At 56.0% G+C, this 25966-nt stretch carries 28 protein-coding genes; 16 read left to right on the forward strand and 12 right to left on the reverse strand.

Annotation, left to right across the window (positions count from 1 at the left end):
* Positions 1-5: 5 nt before the first annotated feature.
* Positions 6-1187 carry a PLP-dependent aminotransferase family protein gene (locus AAER43_RS17630; protein WP_014884941.1) on the reverse strand — a complete coding sequence of 394 codons (1182 nt, stop codon included), beginning with the start codon at positions 1185-1187 and terminating at the stop codon, positions 6-8.
* Between the two features lie 20 nt (positions 1188-1207).
* Entirely contained in the window at positions 1208-2095 is an 888-nt protein-coding gene (locus tag AAER43_RS17635) for a LysR family transcriptional regulator (RefSeq protein WP_014884942.1), read from the reverse strand.
* 96 nt (positions 2096-2191) lie between these two features.
* On the opposite strand from AAER43_RS17635, the gene AAER43_RS17640 reads away from it, so the two are divergent.
* Complete coding sequence (locus AAER43_RS17640) at positions 2192-2794, forward strand: short chain dehydrogenase (RefSeq protein ID WP_014884943.1); 603 nt, start codon at positions 2192-2194, stop codon at positions 2792-2794.
* Here AAER43_RS17640 and AAER43_RS17645 read toward each other — a convergent pair.
* The 7 genes from AAER43_RS17645 to AAER43_RS17675 all read right to left on the reverse strand — a co-directional run bounded on the left by AAER43_RS17645 (position 2788) and on the right by AAER43_RS17675 (position 11217).
* Positions 2788-3522 (reverse strand): class I SAM-dependent methyltransferase, encoded by a 735-nt coding sequence (locus AAER43_RS17645; protein ID WP_014884944.1) that lies wholly within the window; start codon positions 3520-3522, stop codon positions 2788-2790. The two genes, AAER43_RS17640 and AAER43_RS17645, sit on opposite strands and share 7 nt — an antisense overlap.
* A 126-nt stretch (positions 3523-3648) precedes the next feature.
* On the reverse strand, positions 3649-5028 hold the full coding sequence (locus AAER43_RS17650) for an amidohydrolase family protein (RefSeq protein WP_050862837.1): 1380 nt from the start codon (positions 5026-5028) through the stop codon (positions 3649-3651).
* 1 nt (position 5029) lies between these two features.
* On the reverse strand, positions 5030-5986 hold the full coding sequence (locus tag AAER43_RS17655) for a carbamate kinase family protein (protein WP_023331135.1): 957 nt from the start codon (positions 5984-5986) through the stop codon (positions 5030-5032).
* Entirely contained in the window at positions 5983-7536 is a 1554-nt protein-coding gene (locus AAER43_RS17660) for a hypothetical protein (protein WP_048996630.1), read from the reverse strand. The genes AAER43_RS17655 and AAER43_RS17660 overlap by 4 nt, the downstream gene beginning before the upstream one ends.
* An 11-nt stretch (positions 7537-7547) precedes the next feature.
* Positions 7548-8963 (reverse strand): DUF1116 domain-containing protein, encoded by a 1416-nt coding sequence (locus AAER43_RS17665; RefSeq protein WP_047624959.1) that lies wholly within the window; start codon positions 8961-8963, stop codon positions 7548-7550.
* Positions 8963-10504: an acyl-CoA synthetase FdrA gene (gene fdrA / locus AAER43_RS17670; RefSeq protein ID WP_231069947.1), complete on the reverse strand. Its 1542-nt coding sequence runs from the start codon at positions 10502-10504 to the stop codon at positions 8963-8965. Before fdrA ends, AAER43_RS17665 begins: the two co-directional genes overlap by 1 nt.
* Positions 10505-10611: 107 nt before the next feature.
* Positions 10612-11217 (reverse strand): ankyrin repeat domain-containing protein, encoded by a 606-nt coding sequence (locus tag AAER43_RS17675; protein ID WP_014884950.1) that lies wholly within the window; start codon positions 11215-11217, stop codon positions 10612-10614.
* 320 nt (positions 11218-11537) lie between these two features.
* Between AAER43_RS17675 and AAER43_RS17680 the strand changes: the two genes are divergently transcribed.
* Positions 11538-12467, forward strand: coding sequence for a LysR substrate-binding domain-containing protein (locus AAER43_RS17680; RefSeq protein WP_023331139.1), 930 nt, complete (start codon positions 11538-11540; stop codon positions 12465-12467).
* Here the strand turns inward: AAER43_RS17680 and AAER43_RS17685 are convergent.
* A complete protein-coding gene (locus AAER43_RS17685) occupies positions 12464-12622 on the reverse strand; it encodes a YqaE/Pmp3 family membrane protein (protein WP_014884952.1) in 159 nt (52 codons plus the stop codon). The two genes, AAER43_RS17680 and AAER43_RS17685, sit on opposite strands and share 4 nt — an antisense overlap.
* 179 nt (positions 12623-12801) lie before the next feature.
* On the opposite strand from AAER43_RS17685, the gene AAER43_RS17690 reads away from it, so the two are divergent.
* The 3 genes from AAER43_RS17690 to AAER43_RS17700 all read left to right on the forward strand — a co-directional run bounded on the left by AAER43_RS17690 (position 12802) and on the right by AAER43_RS17700 (position 13891).
* Positions 12802-13101, forward strand: coding sequence for a metalloregulator ArsR/SmtB family transcription factor (locus tag AAER43_RS17690; protein ID WP_050862073.1), 300 nt, complete (start codon positions 12802-12804; stop codon positions 13099-13101).
* Positions 13102-13110: 9 nt separating this feature from the next.
* Positions 13111-13632: a rhodanese family protein gene (locus AAER43_RS17695; RefSeq protein ID WP_014884954.1), complete on the forward strand. Its 522-nt coding sequence runs from the start codon at positions 13111-13113 to the stop codon at positions 13630-13632.
* A gap of 79 nt (positions 13633-13711) precedes the next feature.
* Positions 13712-13891: a hypothetical protein gene (locus AAER43_RS17700; RefSeq protein ID WP_014884955.1), complete on the forward strand. Its 180-nt coding sequence runs from the start codon at positions 13712-13714 to the stop codon at positions 13889-13891.
* A 38-nt stretch (positions 13892-13929) separates the two neighbouring features.
* Here AAER43_RS17700 and stpA read toward each other — a convergent pair whose 3' ends face one another.
* Positions 13930-14334, reverse strand: a complete 405-nt coding sequence (gene stpA / locus AAER43_RS17705) for a DNA-binding protein StpA (protein ID WP_023337683.1) — start codon at positions 14332-14334, stop codon at positions 13930-13932.
* A gap of 495 nt (positions 14335-14829) precedes the next feature.
* On the opposite strand from stpA, the gene alaE reads away from it, so the two are divergent.
* Positions 14830-15279: an L-alanine exporter AlaE gene (gene alaE, locus AAER43_RS17710; RefSeq protein ID WP_023331140.1), complete on the forward strand. Its 450-nt coding sequence runs from the start codon at positions 14830-14832 to the stop codon at positions 15277-15279.
* Between the two features lie 32 nt (positions 15280-15311).
* On the opposite strand, the gene AAER43_RS17715 is transcribed toward alaE, so the two are convergent.
* Positions 15312-15656, reverse strand: coding sequence for a DUF2002 family protein (locus AAER43_RS17715; RefSeq protein WP_006811693.1), 345 nt, complete (start codon positions 15654-15656; stop codon positions 15312-15314).
* Positions 15657-15816: 160 nt separating this feature from the next.
* Here AAER43_RS17715 and AAER43_RS17720 point away from each other — a divergent pair, with 160 nt between their 5' ends.
* The 10 genes from AAER43_RS17720 to mprA all read left to right on the forward strand — a co-directional run bounded on the left by AAER43_RS17720 (position 15817) and on the right by mprA (position 25943).
* Positions 15817-16143 (forward strand): DUF883 domain-containing protein, encoded by a 327-nt coding sequence (locus AAER43_RS17720; RefSeq protein WP_023308924.1) that lies wholly within the window; start codon positions 15817-15819, stop codon positions 16141-16143.
* A 246-nt stretch (positions 16144-16389) separates the two neighbouring features.
* The gene (gene nrdH / locus AAER43_RS17725) at positions 16390-16629 is read left to right on the forward strand and encodes a glutaredoxin-like protein NrdH (protein WP_050862074.1); all 240 of its coding nucleotides are present in this window, start codon (positions 16390-16392) and stop codon (positions 16627-16629) included.
* Positions 16626-17036 carry a class Ib ribonucleoside-diphosphate reductase assembly flavoprotein NrdI gene (nrdI, locus tag AAER43_RS17730; protein WP_014884960.1) on the forward strand — a complete coding sequence of 137 codons (411 nt, stop codon included), beginning with the start codon at positions 16626-16628 and terminating at the stop codon, positions 17034-17036. Before nrdH ends, nrdI begins: the two co-directional genes overlap by 4 nt.
* Positions 17009-19153 carry a class 1b ribonucleoside-diphosphate reductase subunit alpha gene (gene nrdE, locus AAER43_RS17735; RefSeq protein WP_050862075.1) on the forward strand — a complete coding sequence of 715 codons (2145 nt, stop codon included), beginning with the start codon at positions 17009-17011 and terminating at the stop codon, positions 19151-19153. The genes nrdI and nrdE overlap by 28 nt, the downstream gene beginning before the upstream one ends.
* A gap of 9 nt (positions 19154-19162) precedes the next feature.
* Positions 19163-20122 carry a class 1b ribonucleoside-diphosphate reductase subunit beta gene (gene nrdF / locus AAER43_RS17740; protein ID WP_014884962.1) on the forward strand — a complete coding sequence of 320 codons (960 nt, stop codon included), beginning with the start codon at positions 19163-19165 and terminating at the stop codon, positions 20120-20122.
* 333 nt (positions 20123-20455) lie between these two features.
* Complete coding sequence (gene proV / locus AAER43_RS17745) at positions 20456-21667, forward strand: glycine betaine/L-proline ABC transporter ATP-binding protein ProV (RefSeq protein WP_014884963.1); 1212 nt, start codon at positions 20456-20458, stop codon at positions 21665-21667.
* Positions 21651-22721: a glycine betaine/L-proline ABC transporter permease ProW gene (gene proW, locus AAER43_RS17750; RefSeq protein WP_050862076.1), complete on the forward strand. Its 1071-nt coding sequence runs from the start codon at positions 21651-21653 to the stop codon at positions 22719-22721. Before proV ends, proW begins: the two co-directional genes overlap by 17 nt.
* Positions 22722-22730: 9 nt before the next feature.
* A complete protein-coding gene (proX, locus tag AAER43_RS17755; RefSeq protein ID WP_057057850.1) occupies positions 22731-23726 on the forward strand; it encodes a glycine betaine/L-proline ABC transporter substrate-binding protein ProX in 996 nt (331 codons plus the stop codon).
* Between the two features lie 187 nt (positions 23727-23913).
* Entirely contained in the window at positions 23914-25098 is a 1185-nt protein-coding gene (locus tag AAER43_RS17760; protein WP_050862077.1) for an MFS transporter, read from the forward strand.
* 314 nt (positions 25099-25412) lie between these two features.
* Entirely contained in the window at positions 25413-25943 is a 531-nt protein-coding gene (gene mprA, locus AAER43_RS17765) for a transcriptional repressor MprA (protein ID WP_014884967.1), read from the forward strand.
* Positions 25944-25966 lie beyond the last annotated feature (23 nt).

Consider the following 25966-nt stretch of genomic DNA (forward strand, 5'->3'; position numbering starts at 1 on the left):
GTCTTTTAAAGCGATTTCTTCAGGCGCTGCACCGCCTCTTTCAGCTGCTCATCTGTTGGTGTCACAAACGACATGCGCAGCGTGGTCTGGTCCGGCTCATTGCAGTAGAAAAACTCGCCCGGGACAAATACCACGCCGTTGCTTAACGTCTTTTCCAGCCAGCGGGTGGTATTCATACCGTTGTTCATTTTCGCCCACAGGAACATGCCGCCTTTAGGCTTGTGGAACGACATCACATCACCCAGCTCCGCTTCCAGTTCGGTGGCGAAGGTCTGGTATTTCTGGCGATAAGCTTCGCGGATCATCTTAATCTGCCCGGCCAGGCGACCGGTTTTCAGGTACTCATACGTCATTAACTGCGACAGCGTGCTGGTGTGCAGATCGGTGGTTTGCTTAAGGTTCACCACCGCACGCTTCAGCCACTCCGGCACCAGCACCCAGCCTACGCGGGTGCCCGGCGCGAGTATTTTAGAGAAGGTTGAGGTGTAGACCACGTTCTCTTCGTTACCGATATCTTTGGCATGGGCAATTAACGGGCGGAAGACCTCATCGGTGTAGTTAATTTCGCTGTACGGGTCGTCTTCAATAATGACGAAATCATAGCGTTTCGATAATTCCACCAGCTGTTTACGACGCGCTTCAGAGAGCGTCACGCCGCCCGGGTTACCAAAGGTCGGGACGATATAAACCGCTTTGATGGTTTTCTTTGCCACCAGCGCCTCAAGTTCGTCGACCTTCATGCCGTCGCCGTCGGTGCCGACGGATTCAAAATTCGCCTGCGCCAGGCCGAAAACCTGCAGCGCGGCAAGATAGGTTGGACGCTCGACGACGACGGTATCGCCTGGGTTAATTAATGCACGCGCCAGCACGTCGAGAGACTGCTGCGAACCGGACGTCACCACCACGTCATCGGCTTTACAGGCAATGCCACGTCCTTCACAGATGCGTTGGATCTCTTCCCGCAGTCCCGGAAAACCTTCGGTCAGACCATACTGAAACGCCTCGCCAAAATGTTGCGATAAGACGGCATCCGCGGCTATTTTAAGCCCTTCGTGATCGAACAAATCGGGGTTCGGAATCCCTCCGCCCAGCGAAATCACGCCAGCCATTTTGCTATGTTTTAATAATTCACGGATGGCAGATGATTGCAGGCCCTGCGCGCTGCTGGCGAGTTTGTTTGCAGACATTCTTTGATTACCTTCTTTTTTTATATTGTGCCCAATCTTAGCAGAATATGAGCGATAAATTCCGTTAGCTTCGGAAGAGGACGTAAATCCTGGCGCCACAATAAATGCACCGGCCTCGGCGCGGGGGTGAACGGCTCCAGTACCCGAATCAGCCTGCCGCTTGCCAGCTCTTCCGCCACCAGCACTTCCGGTTGTAGCAACAGCCCCGCCCCTGCGCGTGCCGCCATACGCAGGCCATAGCCGTCGTTACATCTTAAGATGGCATCACGCTTCCAGCGTACTTCCCCTTCCACGCCCGGTAGCCGCCACTCGTTACGCGCGGTCCATACCGTGTGCGAAAGACACAGATGATCCACCAGATCGGCAGGCGTTTGCGGCGTACCGTGTCGCGCTAAATAGTCCGGTGCGGCGCAGATCACCATGTTGTAGGGGCACAAATATTTCGCCACCAGATCGTCATTGCGAATATCACCAATGCGAATGGCCAAATCGACCCCCTCCTCCACCAGATCGACCATTCGGTTAGTCAGATCCAGTTCGATGCGCACCTGCGGGTAACGTTGTAAAAAGGTGGCGGTGAGCGGGGCGATCACGCAGCCGCCAAACGACGTAGGCGCCGTGACGCGCAGGGTTCCGGCCGGTGTGGCACGCAGGCGTTCAACCGCGTTTTCGGCGATTGAGACCTGCTCCAGCACCCGTCTGGCTTCTTCAAAATAGACGCGGCCCGCATCCGTCAGGCTCTGACGACGCGTGTTACGCTCAAGCAGGCGGGTGCCAAGCTGGGACTCCAGCAACGCAATATACTTTCCCACCATGACCGCCGACATCTCAAGGCGGGAGGCCGCGCCGGTAAAGCTGCCGCTTTCTACCACCGCGATAAACGTCTCCATGCCGCGAAGCTTATCCATATTCCGAACCTCTGGTTAGCAATCTTCTAACTTTAGCCCAGTTTATCTGACTTTTTATTTATTAAAGAATGAAGGCTCACACATAAGGAGTCTGCTATGAAAATCGTGATTATTGGTGCCAGTGGTACGGTCGGTCAGGCAGTAACAGAAGCGCTAAGCCGCCGTCATGAGGTGATCCGCGTGGGTCGTACCCAGGGCGACTATCAGGTGGATATCACCTCGCAGGAGAGCGTGCAGGCGCTGTTCGAGAAAATTGGCCGGGTGGATGCCATTGTCTCCGCCAGCGGTGGACTCTACTTTGGCCCGCTTGCGACCATGAAAGACAGCGACTTTAATCAGGGCCTGCAGGATAAACTTCTGGGGCAGGTGCGCCTTGCGCTAACCGGCCAGCACTATCTGAACGAAGGGGGCTCTATCACCCTGATTAGCGGCATTGTGGCGCACGAGCCGATTGCCCAGGGAGTAAACGCCACCACCGTGAATGCCGCACTGGAAGGGTTTGTTCGCGCCGCAGCCTGTGAGCTGCCGCGCGGGATCCGCATTAACCTGATTAGCCCGACGGTCCTGACGGAATCCGCTGAAGCGTACGACGGTTTCTTCCCCGGCTTTGAGAGCGTCCCCGCTGCAACCGTGGCGCAGGCCTATCGCCGCAGCGTGGAAGGGGTACAGAGCGGTCGGGTGTATAAGGTCGGTTACTGAGCCTTACGGGCGGCGATCAGCACCAGCATCGGGCGCTCTGCCTCTTCGGCCAGCGCGGGCCAGGCCGCAATTTGCCCCTGCGTTGGCCCCCATTCGTTGACTTCGCTTATCGTTAATCCGGCCTTGATCAGCGCGTTGAGCGTGGTGCCCAGCGTACGGTGATACTTGATGACCCCGTCCGCCAGCCAGTTGCTGACGCGCTGGCTCTCGTCCTGATAATGGTTCACGCCCCAGAACCGCTCGCCGTTGTCGTCGGTCAGCCAGCCCTGGCGGGTGGCGCAGGTGTAAATGGGGTGCTCCATCGAGAAGACCAGGCTGCCACCGGGTTTAAGCGCGCGCTGAACGTTGGCGAATAACGTATCCAGTTCCGGCAGGTAGTGCAGTGCCAGCGAGCTGTAGACCAGGTCGAGGCTGTTATCTTTGAGCGCCAGCGACTCCAGATCGCTACGCTGATAATGAATCTGTGGGTCAGCGGTAAGCTCCGCAGCCCGGGCGAGCATCTTTTCTGAGATATCAACACCCGTGATGTCAGATGCACCCAGTTCGCGCGCCGCGCGACAAAACCAGCCGTAGCCGCAGCCGAGATCGATAACCGATTTGCCGGTTAAATCCGGCAGCATGCTTTTCAGCGAAGGCCACTCCGGCGCACCGTCCAGCCCCTGCACCGAGCGCGGAAGCTGGGCGTAGCCTTCGAAAAACGCCGGGTTGTCGTAGATATTTTGTGCCATGGCAGATCCCTCTTTAAGAATGTGACTCCCAGTATAAAACATTGCCGGGTGGCGCTGCGCTTACCCGGCCTATGATTTGAGGGTTTCAGTAGGCCGGGTAAGGCGAAGCCGTCACCCGGCTCGCCTCTAGCCCACAGTACCCCAGACCAGATTTCCCTTATGGAACGTCGCGGTACGCGGTGAAATCCGCGCCACGGCTTCGGCGGAGCACGAGGCATCCACCAGCACAAAGCTGGCATCGTCCTGCGCTTTCGGCCACACCCGTTCGCCTTTGTCGTTCAGCGGCAGAACGTCACCGGTCGCGATACCGAGCGCCCGGGAAAGCGTCTGCTCGTTCGGGCGAATGTACAGCTGCGCGTAAAGATTGGCTTTTTCCAGCATATCTCCCAGGCCGTACGGCGACCAGTGGTCGATCACGCTGTCGGTGCCGGTCATGACAAACACGCCCTTATCACGCAGCTGTTTCAGCGGCATATGGAGGGTACCAATCGGCACGGTAGAGGCGATGGTCACCTGCTGCGCCGCCATACGGGTCGCAATCGCATCCACCTCCTGCTCGTTAAGCGTCGCCAGCGCGAAGGCGTGGCTGATAGTCAGCTTGCCCTTCAGCTCCGGCGTTTTCTCCACGGTTTCCACCATGTAATTCACCGCCGCCACGCCAGCCGGGCTGGTTTCATGCAGGTGAATATCCACCCCTTTGTCGTAATCCAGCGCTATCTGGAACATCAGATCGAGAGATTTCTCCATCGCGCCGTCGACGTTCGTCGGGTCCAGCCCGCCCACGTAGTGCGCACCGGCCTGCATCGCGTCGCGCATCAGTTTTTCAGAATGGGAGAGCAGCAGTCCGTGCTGTGGAAACGCGACAATTTCACAGTCAAAGCTAGGCTGGCGGCGCGATAACACCGCCTGCAGATTTTCCAGGTTTTTCAGGCCGGAAACCGGCTCAATGTTGCAGTGGCTGCGGGCGATGGTGGAACCTTTCGACAGGATCAGGTCGATAAGTGCCTCCGCGCGTTCCTGGGTGTAGGGCTGCAGCTCCGGCAGCAGCTTCTGCTCAAGGCGGATCATGTCCTGAATCGTGGTCCCCGCCGGGCGGCTCAGGGAGCGCCACGGACCGCCGTAGAAGGTTTTATCCAGATGGATGTGCATGTCGCGCATCGCCGGGAGCATCAGTTTTTTACCTGCGTCATAGTGAGGCAGAGACGCGTCGGCGTGGCTATTGTTATCGCGCAGGGCGACGATCTTGCCGTCTTTAATCTCCAGCGTTTTCAGCTCGGTGCGGGTGCTCGTCGCCACGCTGCCGTCGAAAGTAAACCCGGCTTCGAGCAGCACGTTGTCCAGATAGTAATGCTTCGCGGTGATGTTCATCGGTTTACCGGTCTCGCAGGCGGGCTTTGCGGTATCCGCAGCATACGCGACAGAGCCGGTGGCACCAAACAGCGCGCAGGCGGTGACCATTTTGCCGCTCTGGCTGATAAATTCGCGGCGGCTTTTATTATCATTCATCTTATTTTCCTTCATTCACAATATGGGTACCGGTTTCCCCGCGCAGTGCCGCGGGCAGACAGTCCGGGGAGGTGATAATCACTCGCCTGCCGCCGTGGTGTAAAAATTCCAGCGAGGCCACGATTTTGGGCAACATGCTCCCTGCCGGGAAATGGCCTTCCTCCATGTAGCGCGTCATCTGCGCCACGTTGACGGTATCCAGCGCCTGCTGGTTCGGCTTGCCGAAGTGAATGCACACCTTCTCCACGCCGGTGGTGATGACCAGCACGTCGGCGCGGATCTCCCGTGCCAGCAGCGCGGTGGAGAGATCTTTATCTATTACCGCGTCGACGCTGCGGTAGTCGCCCTGCTCCGAGCGCACGACGGGAATTCCTCCACCGCCCGCGCCGATCACCACAAAACCTTTTTGCGTCAGCGCCTTGATGGCATCTGCCTCTACGATGCGCAGCGGCTGTGGCGAGGCCACGACGCGGCGATAGCCGCGGCCTGAATCCTCGACAAAATGCCAGTCCGGGTGCGCCTGCTGCAGATCATTGCGCTGCGCCTCGCTGAAGAAAGCGCCAATCGGTTTCGTCGGGTGCGTAAAGCCGGGATCGTCTTTATCCACTTCGACCTGGGTGACGACCGTGACCGCTTTTTGCTCCCCGCGCCCCGCCAGGCGGTTATTGAGTGCCTGCTGGATCAGGTAGCCGATTCCGCCCTGGGTATCCGCGACGCAGTTTGCCAGCGGCGTCAGCGGGAGCCCTTCCCGTTCGTGAGCGATTTCGGCCCGGCGCAGATCCAGCCCCACCTGGGGACCGTTGCCGTGGGTGAGTACGATGTCATAGTCGGAGGCCAGCATCTCGAGCACGGACTCTGCCACCGCTTTGACCGCCTGCGCCTGATGCTCAACCGACTGGCTGGCGTTGTCTTTGATAATGCTGTTGCCGCCGATGGCGACGACCATAAGCTCTTTCATACGTTTTCCTTCGCAACGGTACCTGTCGCAGCGCTCGCCGCTTCGCGGCTATCGAGAAAATGCTTCACCACAAACATGCCGCCCATCATCAGGTAGGCCGTAACGAACATCAGCGAACTGCCTTCGGCAAAGCCCACCACCGGGGCGTGGATCACCCCAAACAGTGCCAGCAGCGCCCCACCCGCGGCCGCAACGGCCCCGCGCAGCGGCTTGTTGATGATGGCGAAGATAGCGATACAGCCCCACAGCATGCTGGCAAGCGGCGCGCCGTTGCCGAGATGCATCAGCCCTTCGTAGTAAATCCCTTTGCTGTGCAGCACGTCGGTGCCGATTTTCGCTGCGCTGGTCCCTGCCGCATTCATCACGCTGTTCATCATGGTGAGCGCCCAGTTGGCGATCCACGGGAACAGGCAGATGAAGATGACGGGCACCTCCACTTTCGGCGTTTCCCGCACCACCTGGTTAGCGGTAACGACGCCGATAAATACCAGAATGGGCACGATGGCAGTCATCGGAATGATGGCGAGCATAAACGCCCCCAGCCCGAACAGCGGCACGATGAACATGGTCACCCCGGAAGCCAGCGTGTAGCCAATGCTGGCCCCCATCGCTTTCCAGCCCGGGTGGCCGACGTAGACCGTGACCGGGAACGGGTTACCCATCAGGCAGCCCAGCATCGACGCCAGACCGTTCGCCAGCATCACCTTACGGGTCGGGTACTCATCCCCCGCCGCGTGGGCGCTTTCGATGTTCTCCAGGTCAAAGATATAATTCGCCAGCCCCAGCGGCACGGCGGATGCCAGATACGGTAGCGCGTGCGGCAGCCCCTGCATAAAGCTGTCGACGTGCACTTCCGGCGGGTTAAAGCCGAAGGATGACATAGACGCCTTAATGGCTTCCGGGCTTTGCAGCCCCGAGATCCACGCTAATGCCGTACCGGCAATCAGCAACAGCAGACCGGTCGGGATTTTGGCGAAAATCGGCTTTTTGCCGAACCAGTTGATAAAAATCAGCAGCAGTACGATGAATGACACGGTCGGCGCTTCAAACGCCTGGAGCATCGGGTTCATCGCCAGCAGCAGCAGGCCTAAACCGGAGAGACACGACAGCAGTACGGTGCGCGGGATCATCTTGCGGATGGTCTCCCCGAGGAACGAACCGCCCGCGAGGATCATTGCTTCCACAAAGCACCACACCAGACCGATCTGAATCGCGAAATCCGCATCCCCGGTCTGCTGGTAGACGGGCATGAGGACCAGGAAGGTCACGGTAAAAATCGACGGCGCGCTCGGGCCGGACGGCAGCGCCGTCACGTCCGTGCGCCCGGTGGCACGGGCCATCTGCAGGCCAAACCAGGCATAACAGATGCTCGCCACCAGCACCGCCAGCCCGAAGGCTGGTGCGATGCGTCCATAAACAATCTCCTTCGGGATGCCGACGACAAAAATGAGCAGCCCCATCATGGTCAGCAAATTGGTCAGGTTGTTGGTCATCAACCCGAAATAAGCCGCCCAGTCACCTCTTTTCCACTCCAGTTTCATGTTTTTCATGGATGCATGCCTTATAAAACGTAGCGATCGCGGAAGGTCAACAGCGCCTTTTCAAAACAGCTGAACGGCGGGTGAACGATGCCCGCCCCAATCATGCCGATACCGGCGTCCTTGTGGGCAATGGCGGTATTAATGACCGGCAAAATGCCGCTGCCTGCCACTTTGGTGATGTCGATGGCAGTCGGGATGCCCATAAAAGAGAGCAGCGGAATGGTGACGTTCGGGTTTTCGCCGAGGGTGATTTCGCGCATCTGCCGGGAGAAGTCGATGGCTTCTTCCACCGTGCCGCCCACCAGCGCCACAATCGCCGGCGCCGTCGCCATGGCAAAACCGCCGATGCCGTAGGTTTCCGTAATTGCGCTGTCGCCGATATCCAGCCCGGAGTCTTCCGGCTTATAGCCCGCAAACATCGGGCCAATGACCTGCTGCGCCGGGCCGGTGAACCATTGCCCCGGCAGGCCGGAGATGCGCAGACCGAACTCGTAGCCGTTGCGCGCCATGGTGGTGACAACGGTGCTGTACTCAATGCCGTGGGCGGCGTCCAGCGCGGCTTTGCACATTGCCATCCACGTCGGGCCGGAGAAGTAGTCGCTGCTGGCGACAAACTCGAACACCTCACGCTGCTGCTCAACAGGATAACCCGCCTGGATCAGACCCGGCGTCAGGGCCTGGATCAGCAGCGTAGTGCCCGCGTTGTTGCGGTTGTGGCACTCGTCGCCCATGTGCAGCGCCTGGGCCAGCATCAGACGAAGATCGATTTCACCGACGATCTTCATCGCGTCGCGCAGCATCGGGCCGAGCACGTCGCGCATCCAGTTCAGGCGGTCAATCACGCTCTGGTCGTTGGCGCCCATGCGCAGGATCTTCGCCATCTGCTCGCTGAGGTTGGTGAACGCGCGGTTGCCGTAGGTTTTGTTCTCAACGATGTGCATAAACATCGACGCGGAGGTGACGCCCGCCATCGAGCCCACGCAGTCGTGCTCGTGGCACGGCGAGAAGGTGATTTCCCCTGAAGCGGCGAGCCTTGCAGCCTCCTCCAGATCCGCCGCCAGCCCCTCGAACACCAGCGCGCCGGTGACCGCCCCTTTCATCGCCCCGCACATGTTTTCCCACGAGACAGGCGGACCGGCGTGCAGGATGGTGGTGCGGGTCATGCGCGGCACGACGTTAATCGCCTGGTCATAGCCCACCAGCACCGGGTGGGACTGAATAATGCGCTCAAGCGCGATGTGGTTAGCGGCGGCAATTTTCTCCGCCAGCGATTTTTCGGCCAGTTGATCGAGCGCCTCAACGATCTGTATGTTGCCCTGCCCTGGCGGCGTCCAGTCGAGCTGGGTCACGGGAACGTGCTGTTTTTTGAGGTCGTCGCTGAACATCGCGATACCGATGTTAATCACGTTCAGCGGCTGGTTAAATAAGGTGGTCATTATGCGTTCTCCCCTTTGCAGACAAATTCGCGAGCCAGTAATCCGGTATTGGTGCTGCTGCTGGCCCAGATGACGCCCGCATCGGTCAGGAGCTGGCACTGCTGAGCAAGCTTCTGCGGATCCTGGTCGGTACCGAGCACATAGCCTAAGATCGCCAGCGGACGGCTGTCGGCCTTCGCGATCGCCTGCGCCTCTTTGATCGCGTCGAGCATCACGCCAACCGGATCCTCATGCGCGCCAAACCCGAGCACAAAATCCATCACGATGACCCCCACCTGCGGATCGCACGCCTCCTGCAGCAGGCGGCTGATGCGGTTGGTCGGGTCGATCATCGGGTGCGGTTTGCCGTTGGTGAAATCGTCATCGCCAAAGTCGAGGAAGGTATGGGCCTGGCTGACGTTGATGTCGCTCAGACGCTTCGCCGGTTCCGGCTGGATGTTGCTGTAGACGTCGTCGTACTTCTCCAACGCCGCAAACATCGCTTCGTCGCACAGGGTCCCACCGCAGAAGAGCCCACGAATGTATTTTTGCTGCGGGGTCAGGCGGGCGCGCACCTCTTCAATCAGCGGCCAGTTGAGCGGGTGCAAATCCAGAGACGCTTTGTCGATGCCGGTAAGGAGTACCGCTTTCAGGGCTGCCTCTTTGGTGGCTCGGGCAAACTGCAGGCCGTCTTCATCAGCGGGCGGTACGTTGCGGCCGAGGAAACACACGACGACGGGCTTGCGGCAGGCGCGGGCGCGGGCGAGGACTTTTTCAGCCACCGCGGGTGCGGGTGGCTTGGAGATGAGGGCAATCACCTGGGTGCCTTCATCGGCCTCCAGCATGTCGATGGCGTCGAGCATCATCAGGCCGCCGATTTTCTCGCTGAGATCGCGCCCGCCGGTGCCAATCAGCTGCGACACACCGCCGCCGAATTCATGAATGCGCACGCTGAGTTCCTGGCTGCCGGTCCCGGATGCGCCGACAATCCCAATCGTCCCGCGACGTACCGCGTTAGCGAAGCACAGCCCCGCGCCGTTGATAATGGCGGTGCCGCAGTCCGGCCCCATCATCAGCAGCCCTTTCTGGTGGGCCAGCTGCTTCAGCGCCAGCTCGTCATCGAGCGACACGTTATCGGAAAAGAGCATGACGTTAAGATCGTTTTCCAGCGCCTGACGTGCTTCACGGGCGGCGAAGGTGCCGTTGACGGAGATCACCGCAAGATTGCTGTCCGGGCGATGGGTTTTGGCGCTGGCAATCGTGGCGTAGCGCGCTTCGTGGGAGCCTGCACGCTCTTTGCGCGTAAATAACGCTTCGATGGCCGCCAGCGTTTCATCATTCGCCGCATCGCCTTTAATAACGATCATCAGATCGCCGTTTTTCGCGTTTTCTAATTCCTGCGTCAGCAGTCCAAGGTTTTTTAATACGCCTTTATTCATCTCCGTCGCCATCGCCACAAAGGCCTGTTCAACCCCCGGCAATTTATTGGCTTTTGTGGAAACGGACATTAATGAGACGGAGTCAAAATAAGTGTTCTTTTTAATCACGATTTTTGTGGGCATTATTTTCTCCTGAAAGCGGATAAAAGGGGGCCGCCGTCGTGCAAAATGCACGTCGGTAAAAATGCTTTTTTATTAAGCGGCCAGCCGGAACAGGCTGACCGTCGTCTTTACGCGCCGGCCGCCAGCAGCAGGTCGGCGATCGCGTGGTAGCCTTTTTCCCGCGCCAGCTCGAGCGGGGTTTTACCGTATTTATCGGTCATGTGCGGGTTCGCGCCGTTATCCAGTAACAGCTTCACAATTTCCTGCTGTTTCTCGCCGCCGTCATTCAACACGATGGCCTCCAGCAGCGGCGTCCAGCCGACAAAGTTGGTGTGGTTGACGTTAATATCGGTTTTTGCCAACAGCTCGCGCACAATTTCAACGTGGCCTTTCTCACTGGCCGGGGTAATCCCCACGCCACCGAAGCGCGTCAGGCGATCCAGGTCCGGATTTGCCGGAAGAACGATGCGCAGTAACGTTAAATCATTGGTCAGGCAGCTAATCAGGAAGGGGTTAAAACAGGTCTGGTCCTGTTTATCAATATCCGCACCGGCTGCAATTAAAAATTCCACACAGGCATAATGCTTTTTCAGGCTGGCAATAATAATGGCGGTTCTTTTCTGGCGGTTGGTGGCGTTAATATCGACGCCTTTCTCCAGACAGGCTTTTAGCGCGTCGACGTTCCCCTCTTCTGCCGCCAGCAGAAATTCCGTCACCAGTGCAGTTGCAGACATATTCAGACTCCCTATGTTTCATTTCTGATGACCTGAGAATAGCAACAGCCTGGTGATAAAAGAATCCGCTTAAAATTCATTCATCGACAGGCAATTCATTGTTGAGTTAAATTCAACGGTTCAGCTAAAACGTGCGTCTGTGCAACCTTTTTCTTATGTTTTACCGCTTTTTAGCGCCTCAGGCTGCATTATCCTTATGGCTGAAAAAGCCTTGTACCGCGCGGCCCTGAGCAAATAGTCAGAACTGTGACCGGCTTCAAATGTGATGTAACAGCGCTGTTAAAATATGTTCAAAACTGATGGCAACCAGGAGCCGTAATATGAATTCCATCTTTACCGAAGAGAACCTGCTTGCCTTCACCACTGCGGCACGTTTTAGCAGTTTCAGCAAAGCCGCCGCCGAGCTGGGCGTGACCACCTCGGCCATCAGTTACACCATTAAACGCATGGAGACCGGGCTGGACGTGGTGTTGTTTGTGCGTAACACGCGCAGCATTGAGCTGACCGAATCTGGCTTTTACTTTTACCGCAAGGCAACCGACCTGCTGAACGACTTTCACGCCATCAAGCGCGGAATTGATACCATTTCGCAGGGCATTGAGGCGCGGGTGCGTATCTGTATCAATCAGCTTTTGTATACTCCACGTCATACTGCACGCCTGCTGCAGGTGCTGAAAAAGCAGTTTCCCACCTGCCAGATCACGGTGACCACCGAGGTGTATAACGGCGTATGGGATTCCATCATCAACAACCAGGCTAATATCGCGATTGGTGCGCCGGACACCCTGCTCGACGGCGGCGGCATTGATTACACCGAGATTGGCGCCATCCGCTGGGTATTTGCTATCGCACCGGAACATCCGCTGGCCTTTGTCCCCGAGCCGATTGCGGAGAGCCAGCTGCGGCTATATCCCAACATCATGGTGGAAGATACCGCGCACACCATTAATAAGAAGGTCGGCTGGCTGCTGCACGGGCAGGAGGCGATTCTGGTGCCGGATTTCAACACCAAGTGCCAGTGTCAGATTCTGGGAGAAGGGATTGGCTTTTTGCCGGAATACATGGCCCGCGAGGCGGTAGAAGACGGGCTACTGGTCACCCGACGCATCAACAATCCGCGTCAGGATTCCCGCATGCTGCTTGCCACACAACATGCGGCGACCGGCCAGGTCACTCGCTGGATCAAACAACAGTTTGGTCCAGCGGGCGTGCTGACGAACATCTATAGCGATTTACTCTGGCGGGCTTAGCTTTTGGTTTGTACCCAAAACGCGTGGATAAGACCGGGAATGTAACCCAGCAAGGTCAAAAGAATATTCAGGATAAACGCCCAGCCAAACCCCTTACCGAGCAGCACGCCCAGCGGAGGAAGAATAATCGTAAAGACAATACGCCAAAAACCCATAAGCACTCCGTACAAGCTAACCAGTTGAAAATAAATAAGAGTATGACTCTTAAGCGTAGCCAGTTTATCGGCTTCTGCCATCCAGACCCGTCCCATTTACCCTCTTTTACGCTTTTGGCAGTGGTGTAACGCACCGTAATAGTTTAGAGTTTACTTAATTAAGGAAATGCTAAACTAAAATGACTGAACTTGAACAACTCCAGGCCAGCGCTGAGCAGGCCGCCGCCCTGTTGAAAGCGATGAGTAATCCACGTCGGCTGCTGATCCTCTGCACATTATGCGGAGCTCCCGGCACCCGTGCGGGCGACCTGGCGCGTTCCACCGGGCTGAGCCCTTCCGCCACGTCGCAGCATCTGGCGCGTATGCGTGAGGAAGGACTTATCGACAGCACCCGTGAGGCGCAGCGCATTCTTTATTTCATTAAAAACGATGCGGTGCTTCAGCTCATCAGCACCCTGAAAACCCTTTATTGTCCGTAAGGAGTCGCCATGTCACTTCCGCTGATTACACCGCAACAGGCCAAAGCCCGCGTAGCCGAGGGCGCCAGACTCATAGATATTCGTGATACCGACGAATATGCCCGCGAGCATATTTCCGGGGCAGAGTCAGTACCGCTAGCCACCTTACCCGGCGGACTTAACGCACGGGCGGGTGAAATAGTGCTTTTTCACTGTCAGTCCGGTGCCAGGACGTCCGGGAATGCTGACCGCCTGGCCCAGGCGGCGTCACCCGCTCAGGCATTTGTGGTCGAGGGGGGCATTCAGGGCTGGAAGCAGGCCGGGCTGCTGACCGTTGAAGATAAATCCCAGCCTCTCCCGCTGATGCGTCAGGTGCAAATCGCGGCCGGGCTGTTGATTCTCTGCGGCGTGGTGCTGGGCTATAGCGTCTCCAGCGGCTTTTTCCTGCTCAGCGGTTTTGTGGGCGCCGGGCTGCTGTTCGCCGGTGTAACGGGATTTTGCGGTATGGCGAGACTGCTCAAGGTGATGCCATGGAACCGGCGTACCTCATAAGCAGTAATCTGTGAAAGTCACTGTACCCGGCGTCATACGTGGGCTAAGGTGAAGATCGCTTAAACGATGAGGAGGTAATATGTTTTCTGTCGGTGATTATGTGCAACCGCGTAAAGGCGGCCCGAAGCTGAAAGTGCTCGAAGTGAATGGTGAAAGCGTTGTGGCGGTTCAGGCCAGTAATGAACAAGGCGAAAAATATACCCTGAAAGCGGCCGATCTGGCGCCGTATAGTGAAGAAGGTGATTTCGGCGTCTGCTGAACAAACAACCGGGCGGCGATTACCGCCCGGCTCACGCATTAGATCAGAAAATCATCCAGCGTTTTACCCTCTGCCAGCGCGCTGGCAATAGGCTTCGGCGTGCGGCCCTGGCCGGTCCACGTTTTCTCTTCACCGTTCTGATCAATAAAGCGATATTTCGCTTCACGCGGTTTACGCTTTTTAGTCGGTTTACCCGTCTGCGCCAGCTCGGAACCCAGCAGATCGGTCGGTGAAATACCATCGGCTTTCATCAGCTCCAGCAGGGCATTAATTTTCTCCTGCTGCTCAGCACGCTGCTGCTCTAATTCCGCCAGCTCACTGCGTTTCTCTTCAGTAACGACCCTGACCTTTTCCAGCATTTCCTCAAGAACGTCCAGGGATAATTCACGCGCCATCGCGCGCAGGGTTCGGATATTATTAAGATTCTGTAACGTCAAAGACATATTATTTGAAAACCTTTTCTTTGGGGTAAATAGATAAATCACCCACAGAATAATTCATTTCGACCAGAATATCTACCCAAGGGTCCGCAGGGGCATCAGTGTAAATATATTTAAATATTAACGTTAATAATAACGCAGGATGCCGGCGAGCCTGGTGCGAATCTAATCACCACATCAATATAAATGGTCAACTTTAATTCAAATTACAGCATACTGCGCCGCCATCCAGACAAGGATGACTCACCCTGGCCGCCTCGAAAATCAAGTCTTTGTTTTTTATGAAAAAGCACCTTAACAAGACAGATTATAACGAGCAGAACAAAAAACACTCAATTTTAGAGAATTTTGTGGACAAAAGGCGATTAAATAAAAATTAATCACTAGTTGTTAGTTCAAACACAGAGAGATACGCTATACACGTCAAACAAAGCAACCTAAAGCACTAATCGCCGAAGGGAAATCGTTTCCACTGTGTTCTTCTCAAGGAGTTCAGACATGTTCTCGCCGCAATCTCGCCTGCGCCACGCTGTGGCGGATACTTTTGCGATGGTTGTTTACTGTTCCGTCGTGAACATGCTAATTGAAATATTCCTCTCAGGAATGACCTTTGAGCAGTCACTTTCTTCGCGTCTGGTGGCCATCCCGGTCAACATTATTATCGCATGGCCATACGGGTTATACCGCGATGCGGTCATGCGTTTCGCCCGTCGTATCAGCCCCGCAGGCTGGGTAAAAAACCTGGCGGACGTGCTGGCTTATGTGACGTTCCAGTCTCCGGTATATGTGGCTATTCTGTTAACCGTGGGCGCAGACTGGCACCAGATCGTCGCGGCGGTCAGTTCGAATATCGTTATTTCGATGTTGATGGGCGCCGTATACGGCTATTTCCTCGACTACTGCCGCCGTCTGTTCAAAGTCAGTCAGTACAGCCAGGCGAAAGCGTGATGTGAAGCGACTGGCGAATGCCAGTCGCCAGTTTACTGTACGTCGCCAAACAGTCCCTTCAGAAACCGCTCCAGCGCCATGCGCGAACTGAAGCCATGCGGAATACCATAATGCTCATGCGTTTCTCCGCCTAAATAGAGCGGGAATTGCTGATAATGATCGCAGGTTTTAATATCCGAGGCAGGCTCAGCAAATGACAGACTTCTGTCTTTCAGCGTCGGGTGAATAATGAGAGCAGTACGTCCCATTCTGGCTTCACGATTAACATACACATAATTCTCACCGCGGCGATATCCATACGCTTTTGACGTCACCTCATCCATGGTGAATCCCTCTTTTTCAAGAACGCGTGCCACCTCGTCAGGTCGTAAATACATATCTTTTCCTCGTTATCTTTTCCTGCCCGGCAACCTTACAGTATTCAGCATTAGCAGGGCTTTCAGAATAGTCCATAAACTGCCGGATAACGCGTGACGCGCTTCAGATATTAAATTTCTGAACTAAACTGATCGGGAACGCAAATTTACGGAGGATCGTATGTTTAACAGACCGAACCGAAACGATATTAACGACGACGCGCAGGATATTCGTAATGATGTCAGCCAATTAGCGGACACGCTGGAAGAGGTGCTGAAGTCCTGGGGATCTGACGCGAAGGACGAAGCGGATGCCGCAAAACGTAAGGCTCAGTCTCTGCTCCGTGAAACCCGCGCCAGAATGAACGGACGTTCACGCGCCACGCAGGCTGCCTGCGACATGGCAAGCTGTGCAACGACCTTCGTACGTGAAAAGCCACTGTGTACGCTGGGAACGGTCGCAGCGGTCGGCATCTTTGTCGGCGCCCTGCTCAGCCTGCGAAAATAAGTGCGGCTTCTCATCAGCCCCGGTGGCCTCAGGCGCCGGGGCTTTTCTTTACCTTATCCTTTGAAAAACCCGTGCAGCCCGCCCTGCCCCGCTGAGCTCATCACCAGGGCAACATCAATCTGAATTTCCCATATCTTGTATGGTTGAAAGTTAAGATAACTACATCTAGTATTTCCTTTAGCAAGACACACACAACCTGACGCGATGATTCGCGCCGCTCTCTCATTTTAAATGGAAATACGAATCATGATCATTATTATTTACACTCGTAACAATTGTGTTCAGTGCCACGCCACCAAACGGGCGATGGAAAGCCGTGGAATGGTTTTTGAGATGGTGAATATCGACCAGCAGCCTGAGGCCGCTGAGACCCTGCGGGCGCAGGGATTCCGTCAGCTCCCGGTGGTCATTGCCGGTGAAACCCGGTGGTCCGGCTTTCGCCCGGACATGATTAACCGTCTAAGCGCCCAGGCCGCCAGCGCATGAGTGGGCTGGTCTACTTCTCCAGCAGCTCGGAAAACACGCTTCGCTTTATCGAGCGCGTCGGGCTGCCTGCGGTGCGTATTCCGCTTAATGAGCGGGAACGTATTCAGGTAGACGAACCTTACATTCTGGTGGTGCCCAGCTATGGCGGTGGCGGTACGGCAGGCGCCGTGCCTCGCCAGGTGATCCGCTTTCTTAACGATCCGCATAACCGCAGGCTTATCCGTGGCGTGATCGCGGCAGGCAATCGTAATTTCGGCGATGCCTTTGGCCGCGCCGGGGATGTCATCTCTCAAAAATGCGGCGTGCCGTATCTCTATCGCTTCGAACTGATGGGGACACAGCAGGACGTAGAAAATGTGCGAAAAGGAGTGAACGAATTTTGGCAACGACAACCGCAGAACGGATAATCCAGGCAGCACCTGATTACCACGCATTAAACGCAATGCTTAACCTCTATGATCGGGAGGGGCGCATTCAGTTTGGCAAAGATCATGAGGCGGTGGAGGCCTTTTTCGCCGCCCACGTCCGTCCAAACAGCGTCGTTTTTGGCAGCCAGCAGGAACGCCTCGACTTTCTGGTTAAAGAGGGCTATTACGAGGAGCGCGTGCTGACCCGCTACGACCGCGCCTTCGTGGTGAAGCTTTTCGAGCGCGCGCATGCGAGCGGTTTTCGTTTCCAGACCTTCCTCGGCGCGTGGAAGTATTACACCAGCTACACCCTGAAAACCTTCGACGGTAAACGCTACCTGGAGCATTTTGAAGATCGCGTCGTGATGGTGGCGCTGACCCTTGCCCAGGGCGATGAAGCGTTGGCTGAACGGCTGATGGAGGAGATCCTCGCCGGGCGCTTCCAGCCCGCCACGCCAACGTTTCTCAACTGCGGTAAGGCCCAGCGCGGCGAGCTGGTCTCCTGCTTCCTGCTGCGCATCGAAGACAATATGGAGTCGATTGGCCGTGCGGTAAACTCGGCGCTTCAGCTTTCCAAACGCGGCGGCGGCGTGGCGTTTCTGCTCTCGAACCTGCGTGAAGCGGGCGCGCCGATCAAGCGCATTGAAAACCAGTCTTCCGGCGTGATCCCGGTGATGAAGATGCTGGAAGATGCATTCTCCTACGCCAACCAGCTTGGCGCACGCCAGGGCGCCGGGGCGGTTTACCTGCACGCGCATCATCCCGATATTCTGCGTTTTCTGGATACCAAACGCGAAAATGCCGACGAAAAAATCCGTATCAAAACCCTGTCGCTGGGGGTGGTGATCCCGGATATCACCTTTAAACTGGCCAAAGAGAATGCCGAGATGGCGCTCTTTTCGCCGTATGACGTTGAGCGTATTTACGGCAAACCCTTTGGCGACGTAGCCATCAGCGATCGCTACGAGGAGCTGGTAGCCGACGAGCGCATCCGCAAAAAAACCATCAACGCCCGCGATTTCTTCCAGACGCTGGCAGAAATCCAGTTTGAGTCTGGCTATCCGTACATCATGTACGAGGATACGGTAAACCGCGCGAACCCGATTGCCGGACGCATCAACATGAGCAACCTGTGCTCGGAGATTTTGCAGGTCAACAGCGCGTCAGCCTACGACGAGAACTTGGACTACGCTGACATCGGCAAGGATATCTCCTGCAACCTCGGGTCGCTGAATATCGCCCACACCATGGATTCCCCTGACCTCGGCCGCACGGTGGAGACGGCCATTCGCGGACTGACGGCGGTATCGGACATGAGCCACATCCGCAGCGTGCCCTCCATCGAAGCGGGTAACGCCGCATCGCACGCTATCGGCCTGGGGCAGATGAACCTTCACGGCTACCTGGCACGCGAAGGCATCGCCTACGGCAGTCCGGAAGGACTGGATTTTACTAACCTCTATTTCTATACCATCACCTGGCATGCGCTGCACACCTCAATGATGCTGGCGCGCGAGCGCAACCAGCGGTTCGCGGGATTTGAACAGTCGCGCTACGCCAGCGGGGAATATTTTAGCCAGTATCTTGAAGGTGAGTGGCAGCCGAAAACCGCAAAAGTGCGCGATCTCTTTGCCCGCGCGGGGATAACCCTGCCGACGCGCGAGATGTGGCTGCAGCTGCGTGATGACGTGATGCGCCACGGTATCTATAACCAGAACCTCCAGGCCGTGCCGCCCACCGGGTCTATCTCGTATATCAACCATGCCACGTCGAGCATTCATCCGATTGTGTCGAAAATTGAAATTCGCAAGGAAGGCAAGACCGGACGCGTTTACTACCCTGCCCCGTTTATGACCAACGACAACCTGGCGCTGTATCAGGATGCGTATGAAATCGGCCCGGAAAAAATCATCGATACCTACGCCGAAGCGACAAAACACGTGGATCAGGGGCTGTCGCTGACGCTCTTCTTCCCGGATACCGCCACCACGCGGGATATCAACAAAGCGCAGATCTACGCCTGGAAGAAAGGCATCAAAACGCTTTACTACATTCGCCTGCGCCAGCTTGCGCTGGAAGGCACCGAAATCGAAGGCTGCGTGTCCTGCGCGCTGTAAGGAGAAAGGATGAAACTGTCACGCGTGAATGCCGTTAACTGGAACAAAATCCAGGACGATAAAGATCTGGAGGTATGGAACCGCCTGACCAGCAACTTCTGGCTGCCGGAAAAAGTCCCGCTCTCCAATGATATTCCGGCCTGGCAAACCCTGAGCCATGCCGAGCAACAATTGACGATCCGAGTCTTTACCGGCCTGACGCTCCTGGACACCATCCAGAACACCGTTGGTGCCCCGGCGTTGATGGCTGACGCGCTGACGCCGCATGAAGAGGCGGTGATGTCGAACATCAGCTTTATGGAGGCGGTGCACGCCCGCTCTTACAGCTCGATTTTTTCCACGCTGTGCCAGACCAAAGACGTGGATGCGGCTTACGCCTGGAGTGAAGAGAGCGCGTCATTGCAGCGCAAGGCTGCGCTGGTGCTTGAGTATTATCGGGCCGACGAGCCGCTGAAAAAGAAGGTCGCCAGCGTGTTTCTGGAATCCTTCCTCTTCTACTCCGGCTTCTGGCTGCCAATGTACTGGTCGAGCCGGGGCAAGCTCACCAACACCGCCGACCTGATTCGGCTCATCATTCGGGATGAAGCGGTGCACGGGTATTACATCGGCTATAAATACCAGAAAGGTCTGGAGAAAATCAGTACGGAAAAACGCGATGAACTAAAAGGGTTTGCGCTCGATTTGCTGATGGATCTGTACGATAACGAGCTGAGCTATACCGAAGAGCTGTACGCCGGAACGGGCTGGGAAGAAGACGTCAAAGCGTTCCTCTGCTACAACGCCAACAAGGCGCTGATGAACCTTGGTTACGAGGCGCTGTTCCCGCCGGAGATGGCGGAAGTGAACCCGGCCATTCTGGCGGCGCTGTCGCCTAATGCCGACGAAAACCACGATTTCTTCTCCGGGTCCGGTTCATCGTATGTGATGGGCAAAGCGGTGGAGACGAAAGACGAAGACTGGGATTTTTAATGAGTGAATTAACGTTCATTAATTAAATATAAATCCCTTTATTTCTACCAGAATATTCCCCTGGGAACTACACTGTAATTCCTCCGTCATATTCGCCTGAATCACACCGATTCAGGCGAAATTCCCCGATGCAGCAGCAAAAATTTAAGAAAAACTCAAATGACGCTCAGCCCTTTACTCATGGGAAATTCAGCCGTTTCGCTTACCTGAAAATCCCCACCATAAGCAAACGCAGGGTTGTCTCAGATTCTCAGTATGTTAGGGTTATGCCTGTTAACAATTTACCATGGTAATCATATTGGCATAAACAAATAACAGGACACTCTCTATTGCATGGCAATTAAATTAGAAGTGAAAAATCTTTATAAAGTATTTGGCGAGCATCCACAGCGCGCATTCAAATATATTGAAAAAGGCCTTACGAAAGAGCAAATTCTGGAAAAAACCGGGCTATCGCTTGGCGTTAAAGACGCCAGTCTGGCCATTGAAGAAGGCGAGATTTTTGTCATCATGGGGTTATCCGGTTCGGGTAAATCCACTATGGTTCGCCTTCTCAATCGCCTGATTGAACCCACCCGCGGACAGGTGCTGATTGACGGCGTGGATATCGCCAGAATATCAGACGCAGAGCTCCGCGAGGTGCGCAGAAAGAAGATTGCAATGGTGTTCCAGTCATTCGCGCTAATGCCGCATATGACGGTGCTGGATAATGCCGCTTTCGGTATGGAATTAGCGGGCGTTGCTGCGCAAGAACGTCAGGAAAAAGCGCTTGATGCGCTGCGTCAGGTTGGGCTCGAAAATTATGCTCACGCCTACCCGGATGAACTTTCCGGCGGGATGCGTCAGCGTGTGGGTTTAGCCCGCGCATTAGCCATTAATCCAGACATATTATTAATGGATGAAGCCTTCTCCGCACTCGACCCGTTAATTCGCACCGAGATGCAGGATGAGCTGGTAAAATTACAGGCAAAACATCAGCGAACCATTGTCTTTATTTCCCATGATTTAGATGAAGCCATGCGTATTGGCGACCGAATTGCCATTATGCAAAATGGTGAGGTGGTGCAGGTCGGCACGCCGGATGAAATACTGAATAATCCGGCAAATGATTACGTGCGTACCTTCTTCCGCGGCGTGGATATTAGCCATGTGTTTAGCGCGAAAGATATTGCCCGTCGAACGCCAAACGGCATTATCCGTAAAACGCCAGGTTTCGGTCCACGCTCCGCGCTTAAGCTTCTGCAGGACGAAGACCGTGAATACGGTTATCTGGTTGAACGCGGCAATAAATTTGTCGGCATTGTCTCCATCGACTCCCTGAAAACCGCCCTTAGCGAAAATCAGGGAATCGATGCGGCGTTAATTGACGCTCCCCTTGCCGTGGACGCCGAAACGCCGCTCAGCGAGTTGCTCTCCCACGTCGGCCAGGCGCCGTGTGCCGTTCCGGTCGTCGGGGAAGAACAACAGTACGTCGGCATCATCTCAAAACGCATGTTGCTGCAGGCTTTAGATCGCGAGGGAGCAAACAATGACCGATCAATCTAACCCGTGGGGCACCACTGAAGCAGCGGACAGCGCTGCGCAATCTGCCGATGCGTGGGGCTCCACGCCAGCACCTGCCGATGGCGGTGGCGCGGCGGACTGGCTCAACAGCGCACCTGCGCCTGCGCCAGAACACTTCAACATTATGGATCCGTTCCATAAAACGCTGATCCCACTCGATAGCTGGGTCACGGAGGGGATCGACTGGGTAGTAACGCATTTTCGTCCGCTCTTTCAGGGGATCCGCGTCCCGGTGGATTACATCCTCAACGGCTTCCAGCAGCTGATGCTCGGTATGCCAGCGCCGGTCGCGATCGTTTTGTTCTCGCTGATCGCCTGGCAGTTCGGTAGCGCAGGAATGGGGATCGCCACGCTGATTTCGCTGATTGCCATTGGCGCCATTGGCGCCTGGTCGCAGGCGATGATCACCCTGGCACTGGTGCTGACAGCCCTGCTCTTCTGTATTGTCATCGGCCTGCCGATGGGGATCTGGCTGGCACGTAGCCCGCGGGCGGCGAAGATCATTCGTCCGCTGCTGGATGCGATGCAGACCACACCGGCATTCGTCTATCTGGTGCCTATCGTAATGCTGTTAGGTATCGGTAACGTGCCGGGCGTGGTGGTAACCATTATCTTCGCCCTGCCGCCGATTATTCGTCTGACCATCCTGGGCATTAACCAGGTGCCGGCCGATCTGATCGAAGCGTCACGCTCGTTTGGTGCCAGCCCGCGTCAGATGCTGTTTAAGGTTCAGCTCCCGCTGGCGATGCCAACCATCATGGCTGGCGTTAACCAGACGCTGATGCTGGCGCTGTCGATGGTGGTCATTGCCTCAATGATCGCCGTGGGCGGTCTGGGCCAGATGGTGCTGCGCGGTATTGGCCGTCTCGACATGGGGCTGGCTACCGTCGGCGGCGTGGGCATTGTGATCCTCGCCATTATTCTTGACCGCCTGACACAGGCTGTCGGTCGTGATTCACGCAGTCGCGGCAACCGTCGCTGGTATACCACCGGCCCTGTCGGGTTATTCACCCGCCCTTTCACGAAATCAAAATAAGGAACAACGATGCGACATAACGTACTTTTTGCCACAGCGTTTGCCACCCTTGTCTCCACCAGCACGTTTGCAGCTGACCTGCCGGGTAAAGGCATCACCGTGCAGCCGGTGCAGAGCACCATTTCGGAAGAGAGCTTCCAGACGCTCATCGTCAGCCGAGCCCTGGAAAAACTGGGCTACACGGTCAACACGCCGAGCGAAGTGGATTACAACGTGGGCTATACCTCGATTGCCTCCGGTGATGCCACCTTTACCGCGGTGAACTGGCAGCCGCTGCACGACGATATGTATGCCGCCGCCGGTGGCGACAAGAAATTCTATCGTGAAGGCACCTTCGTAACCGGTGCAGCGCAGGGTTATCTGATCGACAAGAAAACCGCCGATAAGTACCACATCACCAATATTGAACAGCTGAAAGATCCTAAGATCGCCAAACTGTTCGACACCAACGGTGACGGTAAAGCCGACATGATGGGTTGCTCACCGGGCTGGGGCTGTGAAGCGGTGATTAATCACCAGAACAAAGCCTATGACCTGGCGAAGACGGTTGATGTCAGCCACGGCAACTATTCGGCGATGATGGCCGACACCATTGCCCGCTTCAAAGAGGGTAAACCGGTGATCTACTACACCTGGACGCCGTACTGGGTGAGCGACGTGCTGAAGCCGGGTAAAGACGTGGTGTGGCTGCAGGTGCCATTCTCCTCCCTGCCGGGCGAGCAGAAGGATATTGACACCAAATTGCCGAACGGCATGAACTACGGCTTCCCGGTGAATACCATGCATATTGTGGCGAACAAAGCGTGGGCCGAGAAAAACCCGGCGGCAGCAAAATTGTTCTCGGTAATGAAACTGCCGCTGGCGGATATCAATGCTCAGAACGCCATGATGCATGCGGGCAAATCGTCTGAAGCGGATGTCAAAGGTCACGTCGACGGCTGGATCAAAGCCCACCAGCAGCAGTTTGACGGCTGGGTGAAAGAGGGGCTTGCGGCGCAGAAGTAAACCACAAAGCCTTACCCCTCACCCTAACCCTCTCCCCAAAGGGGAGAGGGCCGGGGTGAGGGGGCACCAGACCGCACGATCCCCCTAAACCGCACAATCCATCACCCAACAATCCCCCCACCTTAACAATCATTCGCTATTATGGTTTCCGGAAAAATAATCACTTAACGAACGATTCCTGAAACTCATGACAAAAACAACTCCAGGGCTTAGCCCCGCACTTATCCTTTTAATGTCCGTGGCAACGGGTCTGGCCGTCGCCAGCAACTATTACGCGCAACCCCTTCTCGACACCATCGCCCGCGCGTTCAACCTTTCTGCCAGTTCCGCTGGCTTCATCGTGACGGCGGCACAGCTCGGCTACGCCGCCGGGTTGCTGTTCCTGGTGCCGCTTGGCGATATGTTTGAACGCCGGATGCTGATTGTTTCGATGACGCTGCTGGCGGCAGGTGGCATGCTGATCACCGCCAGCAGCCAGTCGCTGACGATGATGATCGTCGGTACCGCGCTGACCGGGCTGTTCTCCGTCGTCGCGCAAATCCTGGTACCCCTCGCCGCGACGCTGGCCTCACCGGACAAACGTGGCAAGGTAGTGGGTACCATCATGAGCGGCCTGCTGCTGGGGATTTTGCTGGCGCGTACCGTGGCAGGACTACTGGCAAGCCTCGGCGGCTGGCGCACCGTTTATTGGGTGGCGAGCGTGTTAATGGTGGTAATGGCGCTGGCGCTGTGGCGCGGCCTGCCGAAGGTGAAGCAAGAGAACCATCTTAACTATCCGCAGCTTCTGGTCTCCGTGTTCAGCCTGTTCACTCAGGATAAACTCCTGCGCACCCGCGCTCTGCTTGGATGTTTGACCTTCGCCAACTTCAGTATTCTCTGGACCTCAATGGCGTTTCTGCTCGCGGCACCGCCGTTTAACTATTCTGAAGGCGTCATTGGTCTGTTCGGCCTGGCCGGTGCTGCGGGCGCGCTGGGCGCGCGTCCGGCGGGTGGGCTGGCCGACAAAGGCAAATCACATTTGACCACCACCGCCGGGCTGGTTTTGCTCCTGCTCTCCTGGGCGGCGATCTGGTATGGACACGTCTCGGTGCTGGCGCTGATCGTCGGTATTCTGGTACTCGACCTCACCGTACAGGGTGTCCACATTACTAATCAGACCGTGATTTATCGCGTGAAACCCGAAGCGCGTAACCGCCTCACCGCCGGATACATGACCAGCTACTTCATTGGTGGTGCTGCCGGTTCATTAATTTCAGCGTCGGCGTGGCAGCATGCCGGCTGGTCGGGCGTGTGTGGGATTGGGGCCATCGTTGCCGCGCTCAACCTTCTTGTATGGTGGCGCGGCTACCATCGCCAGGAGGCGATTCACTAAGTTTTACATTGCTTTGGGCCTCTTAGGGTATAAAGGGGCCCTGCAGTCTGTTAATGTAAACGTAATCATTTATCCCAGAAATTTTAATGTGGGTGACATATCTACAATTGGCATGAATAGTTCAGACCCCCGTCCTCACATCCTCTCTTCTACGGGTTCACACCCTACTCTTTCTGTGCTCACCGGGTCACGGACTTACCCGGCGCTTTCTGACGGTGACATTCATTTGGCGGATATAACCGCACAAATAATTCATTTACATTATTTGTCACTGTCGTTACTATATCGGCTGTAATTAATGAGGTTATGCCCAAATGGATAGTTCGTTTACGCCCATTGAACAAATGCTTAAATTCCGCGCCAGTCGCCATGAGGACTTCCCGTATCAGGAAATCCTGCTGACTCGCCTGTGCATGCACATGCAGGGTAAGCTTCTGGAAAACCGTAATAAGATGCTGAAAGCTCAAGGGATTAACGAGACGTTGTTTATGGCGTTGATTACGCTGGAGTCTCAGGAAAACCACAGTATTCAGCCTTCTGAGCTGAGCTGCGCGCTGGGCTCTTCCCGTACCAACGCAACCCGTATTGCCGATGAGCTGGAAAAGCGCGGCTGGATTGAACGCCGTGAAAGCGACAACGATCGTCGTTGCCTGCATCTGCAACTGACCGACAAAGGTCACGAATTCCTGCGTGAGGTACTGCCACCTCAGCACAATTGCCTGCACAAACTCTGGTCTGCCCTCAGCACCGCCGAGCGCGACCAGCTTGAGCACATCACGCGCAAGCTGCTCACCCGTCTGGATCAGATGGATGAAGATGGCGCCATTCTTGAGGCGCTGCGCTAACGCGACGACACGCTCAACAATCC

The organism is Enterobacter sp. FUJ80071 (assembly GCF_038739915.1).
Taxonomy (GTDB): Bacteria; Pseudomonadota; Gammaproteobacteria; order Enterobacterales; family Enterobacteriaceae; genus Enterobacter; species Enterobacter kobei.